The sequence below is a fragment of the Streptomyces sp. NPDC052236 genome, from assembly GCF_044548015.1.
GTDB lineage: Bacteria > Actinomycetota > Actinomycetes > Streptomycetales > Streptomycetaceae > Streptomyces.
This window is the reverse complement of the sequence record NZ_JBIUBL010000012.1, coordinates 1-19,761: the sequence shown is the minus strand read 5'-3', so window position 1 is coordinate 19,761 and position 19,761 is coordinate 1. Positions and strand designations below refer to the sequence as shown.

The following is a 19,761-nucleotide window of genomic DNA, read 5'->3' as shown; positions in this document are numbered from 1 at the left end:
GTTCTCGACGGGCCGATGCCCGGCGGCCGACGCGGTCGTCGACGGCGGCGCGCGGTCGCTCAGCCCAGGTGGCCCATCCGGTGGCTGATCTCATCCGCGCCCTCGACCAGCACCGGGGCCAGCTCGTGCATGCGCTCCTCGGTGAGCCGGTACGCAGGTCCGGAGGCGCTGAGCGCCGCGATGACGTCTCCGTCCCGGCCGCGGACCGGCGCGGCGATGGCGTGGAGTCCTATCTCCAGCTCCTCCATGGTCCAGGAGTAGCCACGCTCCCGAGTCTCGGCGAGATTCTTCTCGAGCTTCGTCTTCGAGGTCAGGGTGTGCGCGGTCACCTTCTTCAGGCCGGCCTCCGACAGCAGCGCGGCGCGCTTCTGGGCGGGCATGTGGGCCAGCAGGATCTTGCCGCTGGAGGTGGCGTGCAACGGGGTCAGGTGGCCGACCCAGTTGTGCGCGCTGACGGCCCCCAGGCCGCGCACCTGGTGGAGGTTCACCGCGTACTGCTCCTGCATCACAGCGATGTTGACGGTCTCGCCGAACTCCACGGCGAGGCGCTCGCAGACCGGGCGGGCCTGCTGGGTGACGTCGATGCGTCCGGTGACCGCGCCGGCGAGGCGTACAATGCCGAAGCCGAGGCGGTACTTGCCGCGTTCGCCCGCCTGCTCCACCAGACCGCGCGCCTCCAAAGCGCCGAGCAGCCGGAATGCGGTGGACTTGTGCACATCGATCTCGGCGGCCACCTCGCTGACGCCGGCCTCGCCGCGCTGGGCCAGGATTTCCAGCACGCTGATGGCACGGTCGACGGACTGCACCCCGCCGGTCTGCGAACCTGTTGTTTCAGTATGTGAACTAAAGTTGCCCATAGAGAAACCAGTATACGGGCAGTAAACAAAACCGACGCAAAACAGCAGGCCGGAAGCGCAGGGAGTTTACAAGTTGCGCTGCTTGCAACCTAGTGCGTAATGCGCTACTCGTACTACCATGCCGCGCGTATCTACGGCGCGAGCGAGACGAGGCACCATGGCTCCCCTGCAATACGACTTCGTTATCGTCGGCGGTGGATCGGCCGGCAGCGCACTGGCCAACCGGCTCTCCGCCGACCCTGGTAACCAGGTACTGGTGCTGGAGGCCGGCAGGTCCGACTACCCGTGGGATGTCTTCATCCACATGCCCGCGGCGCTGACCTACCCGATCGGCAGCCGGTTCTACGACTGGAAGTACGAGTCCGAACCCGAGCCCCACATGGGCGGTCGGCGTGTCTACCACGCGCGCGGCAAAGTGCTGGGCGGTTCCAGCAGTATCAACGGCATGATCTTCCAGCGCGGCAACCCCATGGACTACGAGCGCTGGGCCGCCGATCCCGGCATGCAGACCTGGGACTACGCGCACTGTCTGCCGTACTTCAAGCGGCTGGAGAACTGTCTCGCGGCCGACCCGGACGACGAGTTCCGCGGCCACGACGGCCCCCTCGTCCTTGAGCGCGGCCCGGCCACCAACCCGCTCTTCACCGCTTTCCTTGAGGCCGTCCAGGAGGCCGGCTACCCCCGCACCGACGACGTCAACGGCTACCAGCAGGAGGGCTTCGCCCCCTTCGACCGCAACGTTCACCGCGGACGCCGACTGTCGGCCTCGAAGGCGTACCTCAAGCCGGTCGAGAAGCGGCCCAACCTCACCGTCACGACACGCGCCCTGGTCACCCGTGTCCTGTTCGAGGGCAAGCGCGCCGTCGGTGTCGAGTACCGGCGCGGACGCGGCGCTCCTCAGCAGGTCCGGGCCCGCGAAGTCATCCTCTGCGGCGGCGCGATCAACTCCCCGCAGCTGCTGCAGCTCTCCGGCGTCGGCAACGCCGCGGAACTGAGCGCGCTCGGCATCGACGTCGTCCACGACCTGCCGGGCGTAGGCGAGAACATGCAGGACCACCTGGAGGTGTACATCCAGTACGCCTGCAAACAGCCCGTCTCCATGCAGCCGTACATGGCCAAGTGGCGCGCCCCTTTCATCGGCCTGCAGTGGCTCTTCCGCAAGGGCCCCGCCTCGACCAACCACTTCGAGGCCGGCGGCTTCGCCCGCGGCAACGAGGACGTTGGCTACCCCAACCTGATGTTCCACTTCCTGCCCATCGCGGTCCGCTACGACGGCTCCTCGCCCTCCGGCGGGCACGGCTACCAGGTGCACGTCGGGCCCATGTACTCCGACGCCATCGGCTCGGTGAAGATCAAGAGCAAGAACCCCGGCGAGCACCCGGCGCTTCGCTTCAACTATCTCTCCACCGAGCAGGACCGCCGCGAGTGGGTCGAGGCGATCCGGGTGGCCCGCAAGCTCCTCAACCAGCCCGCCATGGCCCCGTACAACGACGGGGAGATCTCGCCCGGCCCGTCCGTGGAGTCCGACGAGGAGATCCTCGCCTGGGTCGCCAAGGAGGGTGAGACCGCCCTCCACCCCTCCTGCACCTGCAAGATGGGCACCGACGAGATGTCCGTCGTCGATCCCACCAGCATGCGCGTGCACGGGGTGGAAGGGCTGCGCGTCGTCGACGCGTCGGTGATGCCCTATGTCACCAACGGCAATATCTACGCTCCGGTGATGATGATCGCGGAAAAGGCGGCGGACCTCATCCTCGGCAAGGAGCCGCTGCCGCCCTCCAAGGCCGCGTACTACCGGCACCGCGACGCCCAGAAGCCGGTCGGGTAAACCTTGGACGGCGAACTCTTCCGCGCAATGCTGCGCAGCGTCCGTTATGAGGTGCTGCCCGCGAAGGCGACCGAGGACAAGATCCTCGCCCATGTCCCGCGCGACGTCGTCGTCACCGTGACGGCGTCGCCGGTCAAGGGCCTGAAGCCGACGCTCGACCTCGCCACCCGGCTCGCAGCGCACGGCTACCGCGTCGTCCCGCATGTGCCCGCGCGGCTGCTGCGGGACGACGTGCACCTGAAGGACGTCGTCGACCGGCTTCGCGAGGCGGGCGTCGAAGACGTCTTCGTCCCGGCGGGCGACGCTGATCCGCCGGCCGGGGCCTACGACGGGGCGCTACCGGTGCTGCGCAGGCTGAGAGAGCTGGGCAGCCCCTTCGCTCATGTCGGCATCACCGGCTATCCAGAGAGCCACCCGTTCATCCACGACGACCTCACCATCCAGGCGATGTGGGACAAGCGGGTGCACGCCACGTACATCGTCAGCAACCTGTGTTTCGATCCGCGGGTGCTGGGTGACTGGATCGGCCGGATTCGCCGCCGCGACGTCACCCTGCCCGTCCATGTGGGCGTCGCGGGGCCGGTACAGCGGGCGAAGCTGCTGTCCATGGCGGCGAAGATCGGCGTGGGGGAGTCGACCCGCTTTCTGACCAAGCACCCCTCCTGGTTCCTGCGCTTCGCGGCCCCCGGCGGCTACTCGCCCGAGCGGCTGCTCGCACGCAGTGCCGAGGCGCTCACCGCGCCCTCGGCGGGAGTGGCCGGCCTGCACCTCTTCACCTTCAATCAGATCGCCGAGACCGAGCGGTGGCGCCGCGCTGTGCTTGACCGGTTGAGCAGCTGAGCCGCGCCTCAACAGTGACCGGGGGTGCAGTGCTCTCACCGCCAGAGGCCGTATACAGAGCCGGGCGGAGCCGGGATACAGCTCCGGCCGGCGATCCCTTCACCGCACTCGCGAGCACCTGAGCCTCGGGCGCGGCTTGCGGTCAAAGGGCGGGCGGGACAGCTGTCCGCTTGGTGAAATCGTCATCCTTCAACCCCTTGACGTGGGTCCACGCATTCTCCAAAGTGTTCCATCACAAGCAATGCGGTGCGCAATGCGCAACGAAATTCCCTCGAAGGGCTCCCCGCATGGCAGAGCTGTATGTGGACGGAGAATGGCGGGATCCGGTGGCCGGCGGCTACCGGGAAATCCGCTGTCCCGCTGATGGCACGCTTGCCGCGACCGTGTCCGAAGGGATGCGTCCCGACACCGAAGCGGCCATCACCGCGGCCCGCCGGGCCTTCGACGAAGGGCCCTGGCCGCGCACCCCCGAGCGAGAGCGCGGTGCGCTGCTGCTGCGCACCGCCGAGCTCATCGAGCGCGACGCCAAGGAGTTCGCCCGCGCCGAATCGCTGGACACCGGCAAGCGGCTGGTGGAGAGCGAGTACGACATCGCCGATGTCGTCTCCTGCTTCCGCTACTACGGCGGGATCGGGGGCGCCGATGCCGGCCGGGTGATCGACACCGGTCGAGACGACGCCGTCAGCCGCGTCGTGTACGAACCGGTCGGCGTGTGCGGGCTGATCACTCCCTGGAACTATCCGCTGCTCCAGGCGTCGTGGAAGGTCGCGCCCGCCCTGCTCGCGGGCAACACGATCGTCCTGAAGCCCAGTGAGCTCACGCCTTCCACGTCGATCCTGCTGATGAGGGCACTTCAGGAGGCCGGGCTCCCGGCCGGTGCCGCCAATCTCGTCCTGGGCACCGGACCCGAGGTGGGCGCACCGCTCTCTGAAGACCCGGCCGTCGACATGGTCTCCTTCACCGGGGGCCTGGAGACCGGTAGGCGCATCATGGCCACGGCCGCCTCGACCGTGAAGAGGGTGGCGCTGGAACTTGGCGGCAAGAACCCGAACGTCGTCTTCGCCGACGCCGTCTTCCTGCACTCCGGGCAAGTCTGCTCGGCCGGAGCCCGCCTGATCGTCGAGGACTTCCTCCACGACGCTTTCGTCGACGAGGTCGTCCGCCGTGCCCGGCAGATCCGCCTCGGTGGGCCCTTTGATCCCCAGGCCGAGACCGGAGCGCTGATCTCCGCGCAGCACCTGGAGAAGGTCGGGGCGTATGTCGCGGCGGGCCTCGCCGAAGGCGCCGTACTGCGCTGCGGTGGCGAACGCCCCAGTGACCCCGCACTGGCGAACGGCCACTACTATCCGCCCACCGTGCTCGACGAGTGCCGTCAGGACATGCGTGTGGTGCACGAGGAGTCCTTCGGCCCCGTGCTCACCGTGGAGCGATTCCACGACGAGGACGACGCCGTACGCATCGCCAACGACACCGAGTACGGACTGGCCGGAGCCGTCTGGACGCAGGACGCCGGGAAGGCCCAGCGGGTCGCCCGCCGACTGCGCCACGGCACGGTGTGGATCAACGACTACCACCCCTATGTTCCGCAGGCGGAATGGGGTGGCTTCGGGCACTCCGGTGTGGGCCGGGAGCTGGGACCGACCGGCCTGGACGAGTACCGAGAGCCCAAACACATCTGGCAGAACATCCAACCCCGGCCGCAGCACTGGTTCCGCGGCTGAACGCCGAAAAGAGGCCGATCGTGACCCCAGCAACGACTGAGGTGCCGCAGCGGCGCGGCACGCCCCAGGACCCGGCACCCACCCCGGTCATATCCGTGCGCAAGTTGTGGAAGGTGTTCGGACCGAAGGCGGACCAGGTACCGGACTCCGAGGAGCTGTGCGGGCTCACCCGCCGCGAGCTGATGGACCGCACCGGATGCACCGCCGCCGTACGCGACGTGAACTTCGAGGTCTCACCCGGCGAGGTCTTCGTCGTCATGGGCCTGTCCGGTTCCGGCAAGTCCACCCTGGTGCGATGTCTGACCCGGCTGATCGAACCCACCGCGGGTGAAATCGTCTTCGAGGGCGAGGACATCCGCGACGCGGACCACAAGCGCCTGCGCGAACTGCGCCGCAGCAAGTTCTCCATGGTCTTCCAGCACTTCGGGCTGCTGCCCCACCGCCGGGTTGTCGACAATGTGTCCTTCGGCCTGGAAATCCGCGGCATGGGTAAGGCGGAGCGCACCAAGCGGGCGCTGGAGGTCGTCGAACTTGTCGGCCTCTCCGGATACGAGAACTCCTACCCCGACCAGCTCTCCGGCGGCATGCAGCAGCGCGTCGGCCTGGCCCGGGCGCTGGCCGGTGATCCGGACGTGCTCCTCTTCGACGAACCGTTCTCGGCGCTCGACCCGCTGATCCGCCGTGACATGCAGAACGAGGTCATCCGTCTGCACCACGAGGTCGGCAAGACGATGGTGTTCATCACCCACGACCTCTCCGAGGCGCTCAAGCTGGGCGACCGCATCCTCATCATGCGCGACGGCAAGATGGTCCAGTGCGGTACCGGCGACGAACTGGTCGGCGCCCCCGCCGACGACTACGTACGCGACTTCGTCAGGGACGTGCCGCGCGGCCAAGTGCTGACCCTGCGGTGGATCATGCGCCCGGCGGAGCCGGACGACGCCCTGGACGGCCCGGAGTTGGGCCCGGACGTCGTGGTGCGGGAGGCCACCCGGGCGGTGCTGGCAGCCGAGAAGCCGGTCAAGGTCGTCGAGAACGGCAAGCTGCTCGGCATCGTTGGCGATGAGGAGATCCTCGCGGTGGTCGCCGGGCAGGAAGGCGACATATGATGACCGTTGCCGTAGAGAAGTCGGAGAATGCCGACAAAGCAGACAAGATAGGCAAGTCGGAGGAGGTCGCGCCCGTCGCGGGCGCACGCAGGGTCAGCCGCCGCATGGTGGTGGCGGCGATCCTGGTCGCCTGGCTGGTCCTCTTCGCCGTGCTGCGTGGAAAGGACACCCTGACGCTGGCGGCGGCGGACCTCACCGATCTGCATCGCTGGTTCAATGACGTCAACGACTCGATCGGCGCGGACCGCGACTCCAACCCGCTCTTCCTGTACTTCTTCAACGAGATCCGCCTGGTCATCGACACCCTGGTGACCTTCGTCCAGGACCTGATCTCCCAGCCGTCCGCCGACCGGCCGGTGCCGCAGGTCGGCTGGCTCGGCGTCGTCGGTATCGCCGGATACGTCTCCTGGGCGGTGGGCAACTGGCGAGTCGCGCTCCTGGCCGTGGGCGGCTTCACCTTCCTCGGGCTGCAGGGTCTGTGGCAGGAGAGCATGGACACGCTGGCGCTGACCCTCTCCGCGGTCCTCGTGGCGCTGCTGTTCGCGATCCCCCTGGGTGTGTGGGCGGGACTGTCCGACCGGTTCAACCGGATCATGACGCCCTTCCTGGACTTCATGCAGACGATGCCGACCTTCGTCTATCTGGCCCCCCTGACCCTGTTCTTCCTCATCGGTCCTGCCTCCGCCACGATCGCCACGCTGATATACGCGGCACCGCCGGCGATCCGCATCACCGCGCACGCCATCCGTTCCGTACCGGAGACCACCGTTGAAGCGGCCGACTCGCTGGGCGCGACACAGCGGCAGACGCTGCTGAAGGTCCTGCTGCCGATGTCCAGGCGGACCGTGGTGATGGGCGTCAACCAGACCATCATGGCCGCCCTGGCCATGGTGACCATCGCGGCCCTGATCGACGCGCCCGGCCTCGGAAAGACCGTCGTCCAGGCGCTGCAGTCGCTCGACGTCGGCACGGCCTTCAACGCGGGCCTCGCCATTGTCGTGGTGGCCATCGTCCTTGACCGGGTCACGACCGCGGCGAGCTCACGCGCGGAGGCGGCCCGGCGCTCGGCGAATCGCTTTGCCAAGTGGCGGCGACCGCTGCTGGCGTCGGGCGGAGTGGTAGCGGCGGTACTGGTCTACATGTCGCACACATACCTTTGGGCGGCCGAGTTCCCCGGCGAGGGCAGCACCGGCAGCTCCATCGCCAAAGCGGCGGACAGCATGACCACATGGGCGCAGGACAATCTCTCGGGAGTCACGAACGGATTCCGCGACGTAATCACCAACGGCCTGCTCAATCCCTTCCAGACGGTGCTGACCGACTCTCCGTGGTGGCTGGTCGGCGCGGTCCTGGTTGCCCTCGGCGCGGTGCTCGGCGGATGGCGCTCCGGGGTCACCACGGTCGTGTGCGTGGGCCTGCTGGTCGGCACGGGCGTGTGGTCGGACAGCATGACGACGCTGGCGTCCACCGCCGTGGCGACCGTGCTGGTCATGGTGCTCGGTGTCATCTTCGGGGTGTGGATGGGGCGCAGTCCGCTGGTGGACCGGCTGCTGCGGCCCACCCTGGACGCCGCCCAGGTCATGCCGCCGTTCGTCTATCTCGTGCCGTTTCTCGCGCTGTTCGGCGCGACGCGGTTCACGGCGATCGTCGCCGCAGTCGTCTACGCGGTGCCGGTCACCATCAAGATCATCGCGGATGGTGTCAGGGCCGTGCCCGAAACCACCGTCGAAGCGGCCACGGCTGCCGGGTGCAACACCTGGCAGATCATCACCAAGGTTCAACTGCCGATGTCACGCAGTGCCCTGACGCTCGCGACCAACCAGGGCCTCATCTACGTGTTGTCGATGGTTGTTGTGGGCGGCCTGGTGGGAGCGGGCGCCCTCGGCTACGACGTCGTGGCCGGATTCTCGCAGGGGCAGCTGTACGGCAAGGGGCTGGCGGCGGGGCTCGCCATCGTACTGCTCGGAGTCATGTTCGACCGGATCACTCAGGCAGCGGCTCGACGTACGAGCGCATAAGGAGCACTGATCATGGCAAGGCAAGCAAGACAGTGGAGAGCCGGCGCGGCCGGTATAGCGGTCCTCAGCCTCACCCTCACGGCCTGTGGCGGCGCGAAGGTCGGTGACGACAGCTCCGCCGGCTCGGGCAGCTCCGGCAAGTGCGGCACCTTCAACCTCGCCGTCAACCCGTGGGTCGGCTACGAGGCCGACGCGGCGGTCGTCGCGTATGTGGCGGAGCACGACCTCGGCTGCAAGGTCACCAAGAAGGACCTGAAGGAAGAGATCGCCTGGCAGGGCTTCGGGACGGGCGAGGTCGACGCCGTCATCGAGAACTGGGGTCACGACGACCTGAAGAAGAAGTACATCACCGACCAGAAGACTGCCGTCGATGCGGGTCAGACCGGTAACAAGGGTCTCATCGGCTGGTATGTGCCGCCGTGGCTGGCCAAGGCGTACCCGGACATCACCGACTGGAAGAACCTGAACAAGTACGCCGACAAGTTCAAGACCTCGGAGTCGGGCGGCAAGGGTCAGCTCCTCGACGGAGACCCGTCGTTCGTCACCAACGACGAGGCGCTGGTGAAGAACCTGAAGCTGGACTTCAAGGTGGTGTACGCGGGCAGCGAGACCGCCCTCATCCAGGCGTTCCGGAAGGCCGAGAAGAACAAGGAATGGGTGATCGGCTACTTCTACGAGCCGCAGTGGTTCATGTCCGAGGTGCCGCTGGTGAAGGTCAAGCTGCCCGAATACAAGACGGGCTGTGACGCCGAGGCGGCGAAGGTCGCCTGCGACTATCCCGTGTACAACCTCGACAAGATCGTCAGCGCGAAGTTCGCCAAGTCCGGCAGTCCGGCCTATGACCTGGTGAAGAAGTTCAACTGGACGAACGACGACCAGAACACCGTGGCCAAGTACATCGCCGTGGACAAGATGTCGCCCGACGCGGCGGCGAAGAAGTGGGTCGAGGCCAATCGCGACAAGGTCGACGCCTGGATCAAGTAGGGCGCAGGGCGGCACCGTCTCCGGCCGCCGGGCCGACGACGGACCGTCGCGCACGAGTGACCCGGAAACCCTCCGGAAGGGCCCGGCAGGCTGCGCTGGCAGCCTGCCGGGCCCCGTCGCGTTCGGGCTTGTTCTCCGACGTCACGGACCCTTGACACGCACCCCCGCGACCGGCACATTGAGTTGCGCAGCCTGAATCATGTTGCGTAGAAAGCAACTGGATCGCTTTCAAATCGGAGGTGCGGCAATGGCGGGACCCCGGGTGGTCATCATCGGAGCGGGCGTGGTGGGAGCGGCCCTCGCCGACGAGATCTCCGCGCGAGGCTGGACCGAAGTGACCGTGGTCGACCAGGGCCCGCTTCCCGCCACGGGGGGATCGTCGTCACACGCACCGGGCCTGGTCTTCCAGACGAACTCCTCCAAGGCCATGACCGAGCTGGCCCGGTACACCGTCGAGAAGTTCTGCTCGCTCGACGTCGACGGTCAGCCCTGTTTCCTGCAGGTCGGTGGCCTCGAAGTGGCGACCACCCCCGAGCGCGTCACGGAACTCCACCGCCGCCACGGCTGGCTCACCGCCTGGGGCATCGAGGGCCGGCTGCTGAGCCCCGAGGAGTGCGTCGAACAGCACCCGCTCGTGAATCCGGACAAGGTCCTCGGTGGTCTGCTGGTCCCGACGGACGGCCTCGCGAAGGCCGTACTCGCCGTCGAGGCGCAGATCCGGCGGGCCACCGAGCGCGGCGTACGCTTCCTCGCCCGCCATGAAGTCCTCGACGTACAGCAGAGCGAGGGCCGCGTGACCGGCGTCCTCACCGACCAGGGCGAGATCCCCGCCGACATCGTCGTGTGCTGCGCCGGCATCTGGGGCCCGAAGATCGCCCGCATGGTCGGCATGAATCTCCCGCTCACCCCGCTCGCCCACCAACTGGCCTGGACCGGCCCGGTACCGGCCCTGGCGGGCCAGACGCAGGAGGCGGTGCACCCGATCCTGCGCCACCAGGACGCCGACCTCTACTATCGCGACCGCTTCGACGGCCTGGGTATCGGCTACTACGGCCACCGTCCGATGCCGGTCTCCGCCGACGACATCCTGTCCGTCGACGACGCCGACGAGATGCCGTCCGTCCTGAAGTTCACCGAGGACGACTTCGCGGATGCCTGGACCGAGACCCAGGCACTGCTCCCCGCCACCCGGGAGGCCAAGGTCGAGGAAGGCATCAATGGCCTGTTCTCCTTCACCACCGACGGCCTGCCCCTCCTCGGTGAATCCCCGGACGTCAAGGGCTTCTGGGTCGCGGAGGCCGTCTGGGTCACCCACTCCGCGGGCGTGGGGCGGGCCGTGGCCGAATGGCTGGTCGACGGCCACTGCTCGTCCTTCGACCTGCACGAGTGCGACCTCAACCGCTTCGAGCCGCACCAGCTCGCCCCGGAGTACGTGCTGGCCCGCGACTGCCAGAACTTTGTCGAGGTCTACGACATCCTGCACCCCCTCCAGCCGTCGGGGGACCCGCGCCCGATCCGCATGAGCCCGTTCCACGCCCGCCAGCAGGGGCTGGGCGCCTTCTTCCTGGAGGCGAACGGCTGGGAGCGCCCCCAGTGGTACGAGGCCAACGCAGGCCTGGTCGAGGGCCGTTCCATCCCCACTCCCAACGACTGGGCCGCACGCTACTGGTCGCCCATCGTCGGCGCCGAGGCGCAGACCACCCGTGAAACCGTCGCGATGTACGACATGACGGCCCTCAAGCGGCTCGAGATCAGCGGGCGCGGAGCCGCCGCCTTGCTGGAGCGGCTGTGCACCAGCAAGGTCGACAAGTCCGTCGGCTCCGTCACGTACACCCTGCTGCTGGACGAGGACGGCGGCATCCGCAGCGACATCACCGTCGCCCGGCTGGCCCCCGATCTCTTCCAGGCCGGCGCCAACGGCAACCTGGACCTCGACTGGTTCACCCGCCACCTCCCCGCCGACGGATCCGTCGCCGTACGCGACATCACCCCCGGCACCTGTTGCATCGGCCTGTGGGGACCGCTCGCCCGCGACGTCCTGCAGCCGCTCACCGACGCGGACTTCTCGGCCGGCGGTCTGAAGTATTTCCGCGCCAAGCGCGCCCACATCGGCTCCGTCCCCGTCACCGCGATGCGCCTGTCCTACGTCGGTGAGCTCGGCTGGGAGCTGTACACCACCGCCGACCTGGGCCAGAAGCTGTGGGACACCCTGTGGCAGGCGGCCCGGCCGCTGGGCGGCATCGTGGCCGGCCGAGGCGCCTTCAACAGCCTCCGCCTGGAGAAGGGGTACCGCTCCTTCGGCACCGACATGACCTACGAACACGACCCCTACGAGGCCGGGGTAGGGTTCGCCGTCAAGCTCGACAAGGACGACTTCATCGGCAAGGCCGCGCTCGAACGGCGCAAGGCCGACGTGCGGCGCAGGCTGACCTGCCTCACCATCGACGACCCGTACGCCGTCGTCATGGGCAAGGAGCCGGTGTACGACGGTGACCGCCCCGTCGGCTATGTCACCAGCGCCGCCTACGGCTACACCATCGGCAAGGGCATCGCCTACGCGTGGCTCCCGGCGGAGCTCGCCACCACCGGCCGCGCCCTGCACATCGGCTACTTCGACCAGCGCGTCGACGCGGTCGTCGCCGAGGAGCCCCTGTTCGACCCGACCATGTCCCGCCTCCGTGGCTAGGGCGTCCCGTCGGCACGCAGCCGAACGGCAAGCCCTGCTCTCCGCCGGCGCGTTCCGCGCCCGCACCGGGGGAAACCGAGGAAACCGAGGGAAGGAGTACCGCCGGTGAACGCACAGTTGCTCGACGGCAAGGCGACCGCCGCCGCGATCCGCCGCGAACTCGCCGAGCGCGTGGCCAAGTTGACCGCCACCAACGGCCACCCACCCGGGCTGGGCACCGTCCTGATCGGTGACGACCCGGGCAGCCACGCCTACGTCACGGGCAAGCACCGTGACTGCGCGCAGATCGGCGTCGCCTCCATCCGGCGTGAACTGCCCGCCGACGCCACTCAGCAGCAGGTCGAGGACGTGATCGACGAGCTCAACGCCGATCCGGCCTGTACCGGCTACATCGTCCAGCTCCCGCTCCCGCGCCACCTGGACGCCAATGCCGTCCTGGAACGCATGGACCCGGCCAAGGACGCCGACGGCCTGCACCCCGTCAGCCTCGGCCGCCTGGCCCTCGGCGTCGAGGCCCCGCTGCCCTGCACCCCGCGCGGCATCGTCGAACTGCTCCGCCGTCACGACGTGCCGCTCGCGGGAGCGCGGGTGTGCGTGATCGGTCGGGGCATCACGGTCGGACGGCCCATCGGACTGCTGCTCACCCGCAAGTCCGAGAACGCCACCGTGACCCTCTGCCACACCGGCACCAAGGGCCTGGCCTGGCACGTACGCGAGGCGGACATCGTCATCGCGGCCGCCGGCTCGCCCGGGCTGATCACCAAGGACATGCTGCGCCCCGGCGCGGCGGTCCTGGACGTCGGCATCACCCGCACCGACCACGGGCTGGTCGGCGATGTGCACCCGGACGCGGCCACGGTCGCCGGGTGGCTCGCGCCGATGCCCGGGGGCGTGGGACCCATGACGCGGGCGATGCTGCTCGCCAATGTCGTCGAGGCCGCCGAGAGGAACGCGAGCACCGTATGAACGCGCTGAACACCCCCCTGGCGGAGCTGGACCCCGAGGTCCATGCCGTGCTCCGCGCCGAGCTGCATCGCCAGCAGTCCACCCTCGAAATGATCGCCTCCGAGAACTTCGCACCCTCGGCGGTGATGGAGGCGCAGGGCTCGGTCCTCACCAACAAGTACTCCCCCAGAGCTTCGCCTGGGAGGGGCCCCCAGGGCTACCCGGGCCGCCGGTACTACGGCGGCTGCGAACACGTCGACGTCACCGAGCGGCTGGCCATCGAGCGGATCAAGTCCCTCTTCGGCGCGGGCTTCGCCAACGTCCAGCCGCACTCCGGCGCCCAGGCGAACACCGCCGTCTTCTTCGCGCTGCTCCAGCCCGGGGACACGATCCTCGGCCTCGACCTCGCGCACGGCGGGCACCTCACCCACGGCATGCGCCTCAACTACAGCGGCAAGATGCTCAATGTCGTACCCTATCACGTGGCCGAGGCGGACAACCTCGTCGACATGGACGAGGTGGAACACCTCGCCAAGGAACACCGCCCCAAGATGATCACCGCGGGCTGGTCGGCGATGCGGCGGCCGCTGGACTTCGCCCGCTTCCGCCGCCTCACCGACGAGGTCGGCGCGTATCCCGTGGCCGACATGGTGGGCTTTGCCGGTCTCGTCGCAGCCGGACTGCACCCCAACCGTTCCTTTGCAGTAAGCGGGAGTGAATCCGCGCACTGGCACGCCCCGAACGGTCTTGGACGCACTGGTCCCCGGCGTACTCGTCCCCGAGGCGGCGACACGCATCCTGTGCGTGTTCCGATCCCGGGAGGCCGGTTTCCTGCACGACCTGGCCAAGTGGGTACGGCCAGAGGCGACGGGGAGGCTCTGAACCATCTCTCTGGTGGAGCAGAGGCCCCGCACGCTGGCGCCGTTCCCGGCGTCCCAGATCGCAAACGCGACACTATCTGTGGTCGCTACTCAACCGCATCCCGGCGACCGAAACTGGTCGCTATATCGCGTAATTGCGTGGTCATGCACGTTCATGACCGAGCCGTTATGAACGCCGTGCCGCACGCGCGCATCCCGAGTGCCAGGCAGGTGCGCCCACCGGGCCTGGCCACCCGCGGCTTCACCAAGGAGGACTTCGCCGAGGTCGCCGACGTGATCGCGCTGGCCCTCCAGCCCGAGCCCGACACCGCCGCCCTGCGCGCCCGTACGGAGGCGCTGGCCGCCAAGCACCCGCTCTACTCGCACCTTTCCGGTCCTTCAGGAGACGCCCGATGAGTCCCCGAACCCCCGGCGCCGAACTCCCGGAACACCCCGACTGGCTGTGGCGCACGCCCGAGCCCAAGCGGTCGTACGACGTGGTGATCGTGGGCGGCGGCGGCCACGGCCTCGCCACCGCCCACTATCTGGCGAAGAACCACGGCATCACCAACGTCGCCGTACTGGAGAAGGGCTGGCTCGCGGGCGGCAACATGGCCCGCAACACCACCATCATCCGCTCCAACTACCTGTGGGACGAGAGCGCCGGCATCTACGAGCACTCGCTCAAGCTGTGGGAGGGACTGGCGGACGAGCTCGACTACCCGATCCTCTTCTCCCAGCGCGGCGTGCTGAACCTCGACCACAGCCTCCAGGACGTCCGCGACAGCGTGCGCCGCGTCGAGGCGAACCGGCTCAACGGCGTGGACGCCGAATGGCTCGACGCCCAGCAGGTCTCAGAGGTCTGCCCGATCGTCAACATCTCGCCGGACGTGCGCTATCCGGTCCTGGGCGGCACCTACCAGCCGCGCGCCGGCATCGCCAAGCACGACCACGTCGCGTGGGGCCTGGCCCGCTCCGCCGATGCGGCCGGGATCGACATCATCCAGAACTGCGAGGTCACCGGTCTGGACGTGGTCGGTGGCCGGGTGGTGGGAGTCCAGACCACGCTGGGCCCGATCGCGGCGGGCAAGGTGGCCCTGTGCTCAGCGGGCCACACCTCGGTCCTGGCCGCCATGGCGGGGATCGAACTCCCCCTGCAGAGCCACCCGTTGCAGGCGCTGGTCTCCGAGCTCCTTGAGCCGGTGCACCCGACAGTCGTCATGTCCAACGCGGTCCATGTGTACGTCAGCCAGGCGCACAAGGGCGAGCTGGTGATGGGCGCGGGCATCGACTCGTACAACTCCTACACCCAGCGCGGCGCCTTCCACATCATCGAAGAGCAGATGTCCGCCGCCCTGGAGCTCTTCCCGGTCTTCGCCCGCGCCCATGTGCTGCGGACCTGGGGCGGCATCGTCGACGTCAGCCCCGACGCCTCACCCATCGTCGGCCTCTCTCCGGTCGACAACCTCTACCTCAACTGTGGCTGGGGCACCGGCGGCTTCAAGGCCACCCCGGGAGTCGGCTGGGTCTACGCCCACACCATCGCCCACGACACCCCTCACCGCCTCAACGCCCCCTTCTCGCTCGACCGTTTCACCACCGGCGCGCTCGTCGACGAGCACGGCGCAGCCGCAGTGGCCCACTAGGGAGCCGAACCCATGCTTCTCATCCCATGCCCCTGGTGCGGGCCCCGTGACGAGGCCGAGTTCCACTACGGCGGCCAGGCGCACGTGCCCTATCCCCAGGACCCCGCAGCCCTGACCGACGAGGAGTGGGCGCGCTACCTCTTCTTCCGCGACAACCCCAAGGGCCCGTTCGCCGAACGCTGGAACCATGCGGCGGGCTGCCGCCGTTGGTTCAACGCGGTGCGGGACACGGCGACGAACGAGATCCTGACGGTGTACCGGGCGGGGGAGCCGCGTCCGGCCACTGCCGAGCCACGTCCGGCCACTGTCGTGCCACGTCCGGTCGCTACCGAGCCGCGTTCGGCCACCATTGAGCCACATCCAGCGACACCGGCGGAGCCCCCAGCGGGGTCCAGGGGAGAGCTCTTGCCACGTGGCGGCAGCCGCGTACCGGATGCAGCGGGAAGGGGCGGGGTGGAGGAGAACCAGCCGTTCCGCCTGCCCACCCGCGGCCGGATCCACCGCGACGAGCGGCTGAGCTTCACCTTCGACGGCACCCAGTACGAGGGTTTCCGCGGAGACACCCTCGCCTCCGCCCTCCTCGCCAACGGCGTCATCCAGGCCGGCACGAGTATCAAGCTCGGCCGCCCCCGCGGTATCTTCTCCGCCGGCGTCGAGGAGCCCAACGCGGTCGTCCAGATCGAGGCACCCTTCCCCGAGCCGATGCTGCCCGCGACGACGGTCGAGTTGTACGACGGCCTGGTGGCGAGCAGCCTGCCCGGCCAGGGGCGGCTCGCCACCGAGCCGGACCCCGCCCGCTACGACGCCGTCCACGCGCACTGCGACCTGCTCGTCGTCGGCGCCGGACCGGCCGGACTCGCCGCCGCGGCAGCCGCCGCCCTCAGCGGAGCACGCGTCATCCTCGCCGACGACCAGCCTGAGCTGGGCGGCAGTCTGCTGGGGACAGGCGAGCTCCTCGACTGGGCGAACGAGGTCGGCGCGCAGCTCGAAGCCGCGCCCGAAGTACGCGTGCTGCGCCGCACCACCGTGTTCGGGCACTACGACGACAACCACCTCCTCGCCGTCGAGCGCCGCACCAACCACCTGGGGGCCGCCGCGCCCACGCACGTCTCCCGCGAGCGGGTCTGGCGCATCCGCGCCCGTCGCGTGGTTCTCACCACCGGCGCCCACGAGCGCTCGCTGGCCTTCGCGGACAACGACCGCCCCGGTGTGATGCTGGCAGCCTCGGCCCGCGCCTACGTCAACCGCCACGGCGTCCTGCCCGGCCACCAAGCTGTCGTCTTCACCACCAACGACAGCGCCTACGCCGTTGCGCTCGATCTCGCCGCGGCGGGCGTGGAGATCGCGGCGATCGTCGACACCCGGTCCGAGCCGGGGGAGTGGGCGCGCCGTGCCCGGGAGGCCGGGATCGAGGTGCTGACCGGACATGCCGTCACCGGCACGGAAGGCGGCACGCGTCTCGCCGCGGTGACCGTCGCCCCGTACGGGGAGTCCACAGCGCGCCGGGAGTTCGCCGTCGACCTGCTGCTGGTCTCCGGCGGCTGGAACCCCGTCGCGCACCTGTTCAGCCAGGCGGGCGGAAAGCTGCGCTACGACGACAAGCTCGGCTCCTTCGTTCCCGACACCTGCGGCCAGGCCGTCGAGGTCGCCGGCAGCGCGAACGGCGTCCTCGACCTGGCCGGGGCGCTCGCACAGGGCGCCGCTGCCGGTACCCGCGCGATCGAGGCCGAGGGCTACACCTGCGAGGTGCCCCGCCTTCCCGACGTGGCCGCCGAACCGCAGTGTCCACCCATGCAGGTCTTCCTCGTCCCCGGCGCCACCGACGCACCCCGTTTCGTCGACCTCCAGCGCGACGTCACGGTCGACGACCTGGCCCGTGCGACCGGCGCCGGTATGCGCTCGGTCGAGCACACCAAGCGCTACACCACGGCCGGCACCGCCAACGACCAGGGCAAGACCTCCGGCGTCCTGGCCAGTGGCATCGTCGCCGAACTGCTCGGCGTGGACATCTCTTCCCTCGGCACGACCACGTTCCGGCCGCCCTACACCCCTGTCTCCTTCGCCACCCTCGCGGGCCGCGACCGCGGCGTGCTCCACGACCCGGTACGGGTGACCGCCCTGCACGACTGGCACGTCACGCACGGCGCCCTGTTCGAGAACGTCGGCCAGTGGAAGCGGCCCCGGTACTACCCGCACGACGGCGAGGACATGGACACCGCCGTGCTGCGCGAGTGCGCAGCCGCCCGGGAGAGCGTCGCCTTCATGGACGCCTCCACCCTCGGCAAGATCGATGTGCAGGGGCCCGACGCGGGCGTCTTCCTGGACCGGCTTTACACCAACATGATGAGGACCCTGAAGGTCGGCATGATCCGCTACGGCGTGATGTGCCGCCCGGACGGCATGGTCTTCGACGACGGCACCGTCATCCGCCTGAGCCCCGACCGCTTCCTGGTCACCACCACGACGGGCAACGCGGCCGCCGTACTGGACTGGATGGAGGAGTGGCTGCAGACCGAGTGGCCGGAGCTGCGCGTCCACTGCACCTCGGTCACCGAGCAGTGGGCCACCGTCGCCCTGGTCGGCCCCCGCTCCCGCGACGTGCTGGGTGCGCTCGCGCCGACGTTGTCGGTGGACACCGACAGCTTCCCGTTCATGGCGTGGCGGGACACGATTGTCGCGGGCATCGCGGCCAGGGTGTGCAGGATCAGCTTCTCCGGCGAACTGGCCTATGAGATCAATGTGTCGCCGTGGCAGGCCCTCGCCCTGTGGGAGGCACTGTACGAGGCAGGCGCCCCGTTCGGCATCACCCCGTACGGCACGGAGACCATGCACGTCCTGCGCGCCGAGAAGGGCTACCCGATCGTCGGCCAGGACACGGATGGCACGGTGACACCGCAGGACCTCGGCATGAGTTGGGTGGTGTCGAAGAAGAAGCCCGACTTCATCGGCAAGCGCTCTTACGCCCGTGCCGACACCGCACGCCCCGACCGCAAGCACCTGGTCGGTCTGCTCCCCGAGGACCCCGGCACCTTCCTCCCCGAGGGCACGCACCTGGTCGTCGACAGTGTGCTGCCCGCCCCGCCCGTCCCGATGCTCGGCCACGTCACCTCCAGCTACCGCAGCGCGGCGCTCGGCCGGACCTTCGCCCTCGCCCTGGTCAAGGGCGGCCGGGACCGCATCGGGGAGCGGCTGTACGCCCCCGTGGGCGACCGGCTGGTCCCGGTGACCGTCGCAAGCCCCGTCCTCTACGATCCCGAGGGAGCCCGCCGCGATGGCTGACACCGCCCTTTCCGTCCCGCTCCGCAGTCCCCTGACGGATGTTGCCGGCCGCCTGGCCGCCGCAACCCGCGCTTCCGGGGGCGCGGTCCGGCTGGCCGAACTCCCCTTCCTGACCCAGGTCGACATCCGGCTCGACGCCAAGGGAGCGGCAGCGGACGCCGTCGGGCTCGCGCTGGGTCTCCAACTGCCCCTCGAACCCAACACTCTCGTACGTGCCGGGGATCTGACCGCTCTGTGGCTCGGCCCTGACGAGTGGCTGGTGGTTGGCCCGCCGGGCAGTCAGCAGGACTTGGAGAGCCGGGTCCGGGGGGCCGTCGGCGACGAGCCCGTGTCCGTCACCGATGTCTCCGCCCAGCGGACCACCCTCCTCGTCGCGGGTCCACACGCCCGCGACCTGCTGGCACACGGCTGCCCGCTGGATCTGCACCCGCGTGCTTTCGGGGCCGGGCGCTGCGCCCAGACCACCCTGGCCCGCGCACAGATCGTGCTGGTCGCCCGGGACGAACCCAGTGCCGGATTCTGGGTGCTGGTCCGTTCGTCCTTCGCCGGCTACCTGACCGACTGGCTGCTGGACGCGGCCGCGGAATGGGGGCTGGATCAGTAAGCATTGAGCCCCCGGTCGGTCCTGGCGGGCGGCTGACTACGTGGACGTCGGCACGGCACGGTTCCTGCCCCCCGATGCACAAGGACGGCACACGCGGGCCGGTGTTCGTCACCCACCGCCGCCCTGGCCCGCCTGTCGTCCGCGCAGGCCCGTGCGCTGCTGGAAGAGCACACCGCCGGGCGCGGGCCCGGAACGGGCGGGGACTCTCAGCCATCGTGGCGTGGTCCGGTTGCAAGGGGAAACGGTCGATGCGGTCGTACGGTCGATGGGGGGGGGGGCGGGGGCCCCCCCCCCCCCGGCCCCCCCCCCCCCCCGGGGGCCGGGGGGGGGGGGGGGGGGAGCGGGGGGGCCCCCCCCCACCCCCCCCCCCCCCCCCCCCCCCCC

The 19,761-nt window shown here is 69.3% G+C and carries 13 protein-coding genes and 1 pseudogene; 13 read left to right on the top strand and 1 reads right to left on the bottom strand.

Annotated elements, in window-relative coordinates:
- Positions 1-59: 59 nt before the first annotated feature.
- Positions 60-806 carry an IclR family transcriptional regulator gene (locus ACIHCQ_RS20620; RefSeq protein ID WP_399664018.1) on the bottom strand — a complete coding sequence of 249 codons (747 nt, stop codon included), beginning with the start codon at positions 804-806 and terminating at the stop codon, positions 60-62.
- A 208-nt stretch (positions 807-1,014) separates the two neighbouring features.
- On the opposite strand from ACIHCQ_RS20620, the gene betA reads away from it, so the two are divergent.
- From betA to ACIHCQ_RS20555, 13 genes and pseudogenes are all read left to right on the top strand, one after another.
- Positions 1,015-2,685, top strand: coding sequence for a choline dehydrogenase (gene betA, locus ACIHCQ_RS20615; protein ID WP_399664016.1), 1,671 nt, complete (start codon positions 1,015-1,017; stop codon positions 2,683-2,685).
- Positions 2,686-2,712: 27 nt separating this feature from the next.
- Complete coding sequence (locus ACIHCQ_RS20610) at positions 2,713-3,525, top strand: 5,10-methylenetetrahydrofolate reductase (RefSeq protein ID WP_399664014.1); 813 nt, start codon at positions 2,713-2,715, stop codon at positions 3,523-3,525.
- 287 nt (positions 3,526-3,812) lie between these two features.
- Positions 3,813-5,246: an aldehyde dehydrogenase family protein gene (locus ACIHCQ_RS20605; protein WP_399664012.1), complete on the top strand. Its 1,434-nt coding sequence runs from the start codon at positions 3,813-3,815 to the stop codon at positions 5,244-5,246.
- 20 nt (positions 5,247-5,266) lie between these two features.
- Positions 5,267-6,355 (top strand): glycine betaine/L-proline ABC transporter ATP-binding protein, encoded by a 1,089-nt coding sequence (locus ACIHCQ_RS20600; protein ID WP_399664010.1) that lies wholly within the window; start codon positions 5,267-5,269, stop codon positions 6,353-6,355.
- Positions 6,355-8,373, top strand: coding sequence for an ABC transporter permease (locus ACIHCQ_RS20595; protein WP_399664008.1), 2,019 nt, complete (start codon positions 6,355-6,357; stop codon positions 8,371-8,373). Before ACIHCQ_RS20600 ends, ACIHCQ_RS20595 begins: the two co-directional genes overlap by 1 nt.
- 12 nt (positions 8,374-8,385) lie before the next feature.
- Positions 8,386-9,357, top strand: coding sequence for an ABC transporter substrate-binding protein (locus ACIHCQ_RS20590; RefSeq protein ID WP_399664006.1), 972 nt, complete (start codon positions 8,386-8,388; stop codon positions 9,355-9,357).
- A 247-nt stretch (positions 9,358-9,604) separates the two neighbouring features.
- Complete coding sequence (locus ACIHCQ_RS20585; RefSeq protein ID WP_399664004.1) at positions 9,605-12,043, top strand: FAD-dependent oxidoreductase; 2,439 nt, start codon at positions 9,605-9,607, stop codon at positions 12,041-12,043.
- A 105-nt stretch (positions 12,044-12,148) separates the two neighbouring features.
- Positions 12,149-13,009 (top strand): bifunctional methylenetetrahydrofolate dehydrogenase/methenyltetrahydrofolate cyclohydrolase, encoded by an 861-nt coding sequence (locus tag ACIHCQ_RS20580; protein ID WP_399664002.1) that lies wholly within the window; start codon positions 12,149-12,151, stop codon positions 13,007-13,009.
- Positions 13,006-14,265: a serine hydroxymethyltransferase gene (locus ACIHCQ_RS20575; protein ID WP_399664000.1), complete on the top strand. Its 1,260-nt coding sequence runs from the start codon at positions 13,006-13,008 to the stop codon at positions 14,263-14,265. The genes ACIHCQ_RS20580 and ACIHCQ_RS20575 overlap by 4 nt, the downstream gene beginning before the upstream one ends.
- On the top strand, positions 14,262-15,494 hold the full coding sequence (locus ACIHCQ_RS20570) for a sarcosine oxidase subunit beta family protein (RefSeq protein ID WP_399663998.1): 1,233 nt from the start codon (positions 14,262-14,264) through the stop codon (positions 15,492-15,494). The genes ACIHCQ_RS20575 and ACIHCQ_RS20570 overlap by 4 nt, the downstream gene beginning before the upstream one ends.
- A 12-nt stretch (positions 15,495-15,506) precedes the next feature.
- Positions 15,507-18,773, top strand: coding sequence for a sarcosine oxidase subunit delta family protein (locus ACIHCQ_RS20565; protein WP_399663996.1), 3,267 nt, complete (start codon positions 15,507-15,509; stop codon positions 18,771-18,773).
- Positions 18,766-19,377, top strand: coding sequence for a sarcosine oxidase subunit gamma (locus ACIHCQ_RS20560; protein ID WP_399663994.1), 612 nt, complete (start codon positions 18,766-18,768; stop codon positions 19,375-19,377). The genes ACIHCQ_RS20565 and ACIHCQ_RS20560 overlap by 8 nt, the downstream gene beginning before the upstream one ends.
- Positions 19,378-19,414: 37 nt before the next feature.
- Positions 19,415-19,581 (top strand): annotated as a pseudogene (locus ACIHCQ_RS20555) (site-specific integrase); the annotation flags it as partial.
- Positions 19,582-19,761 lie beyond the last annotated feature (180 nt).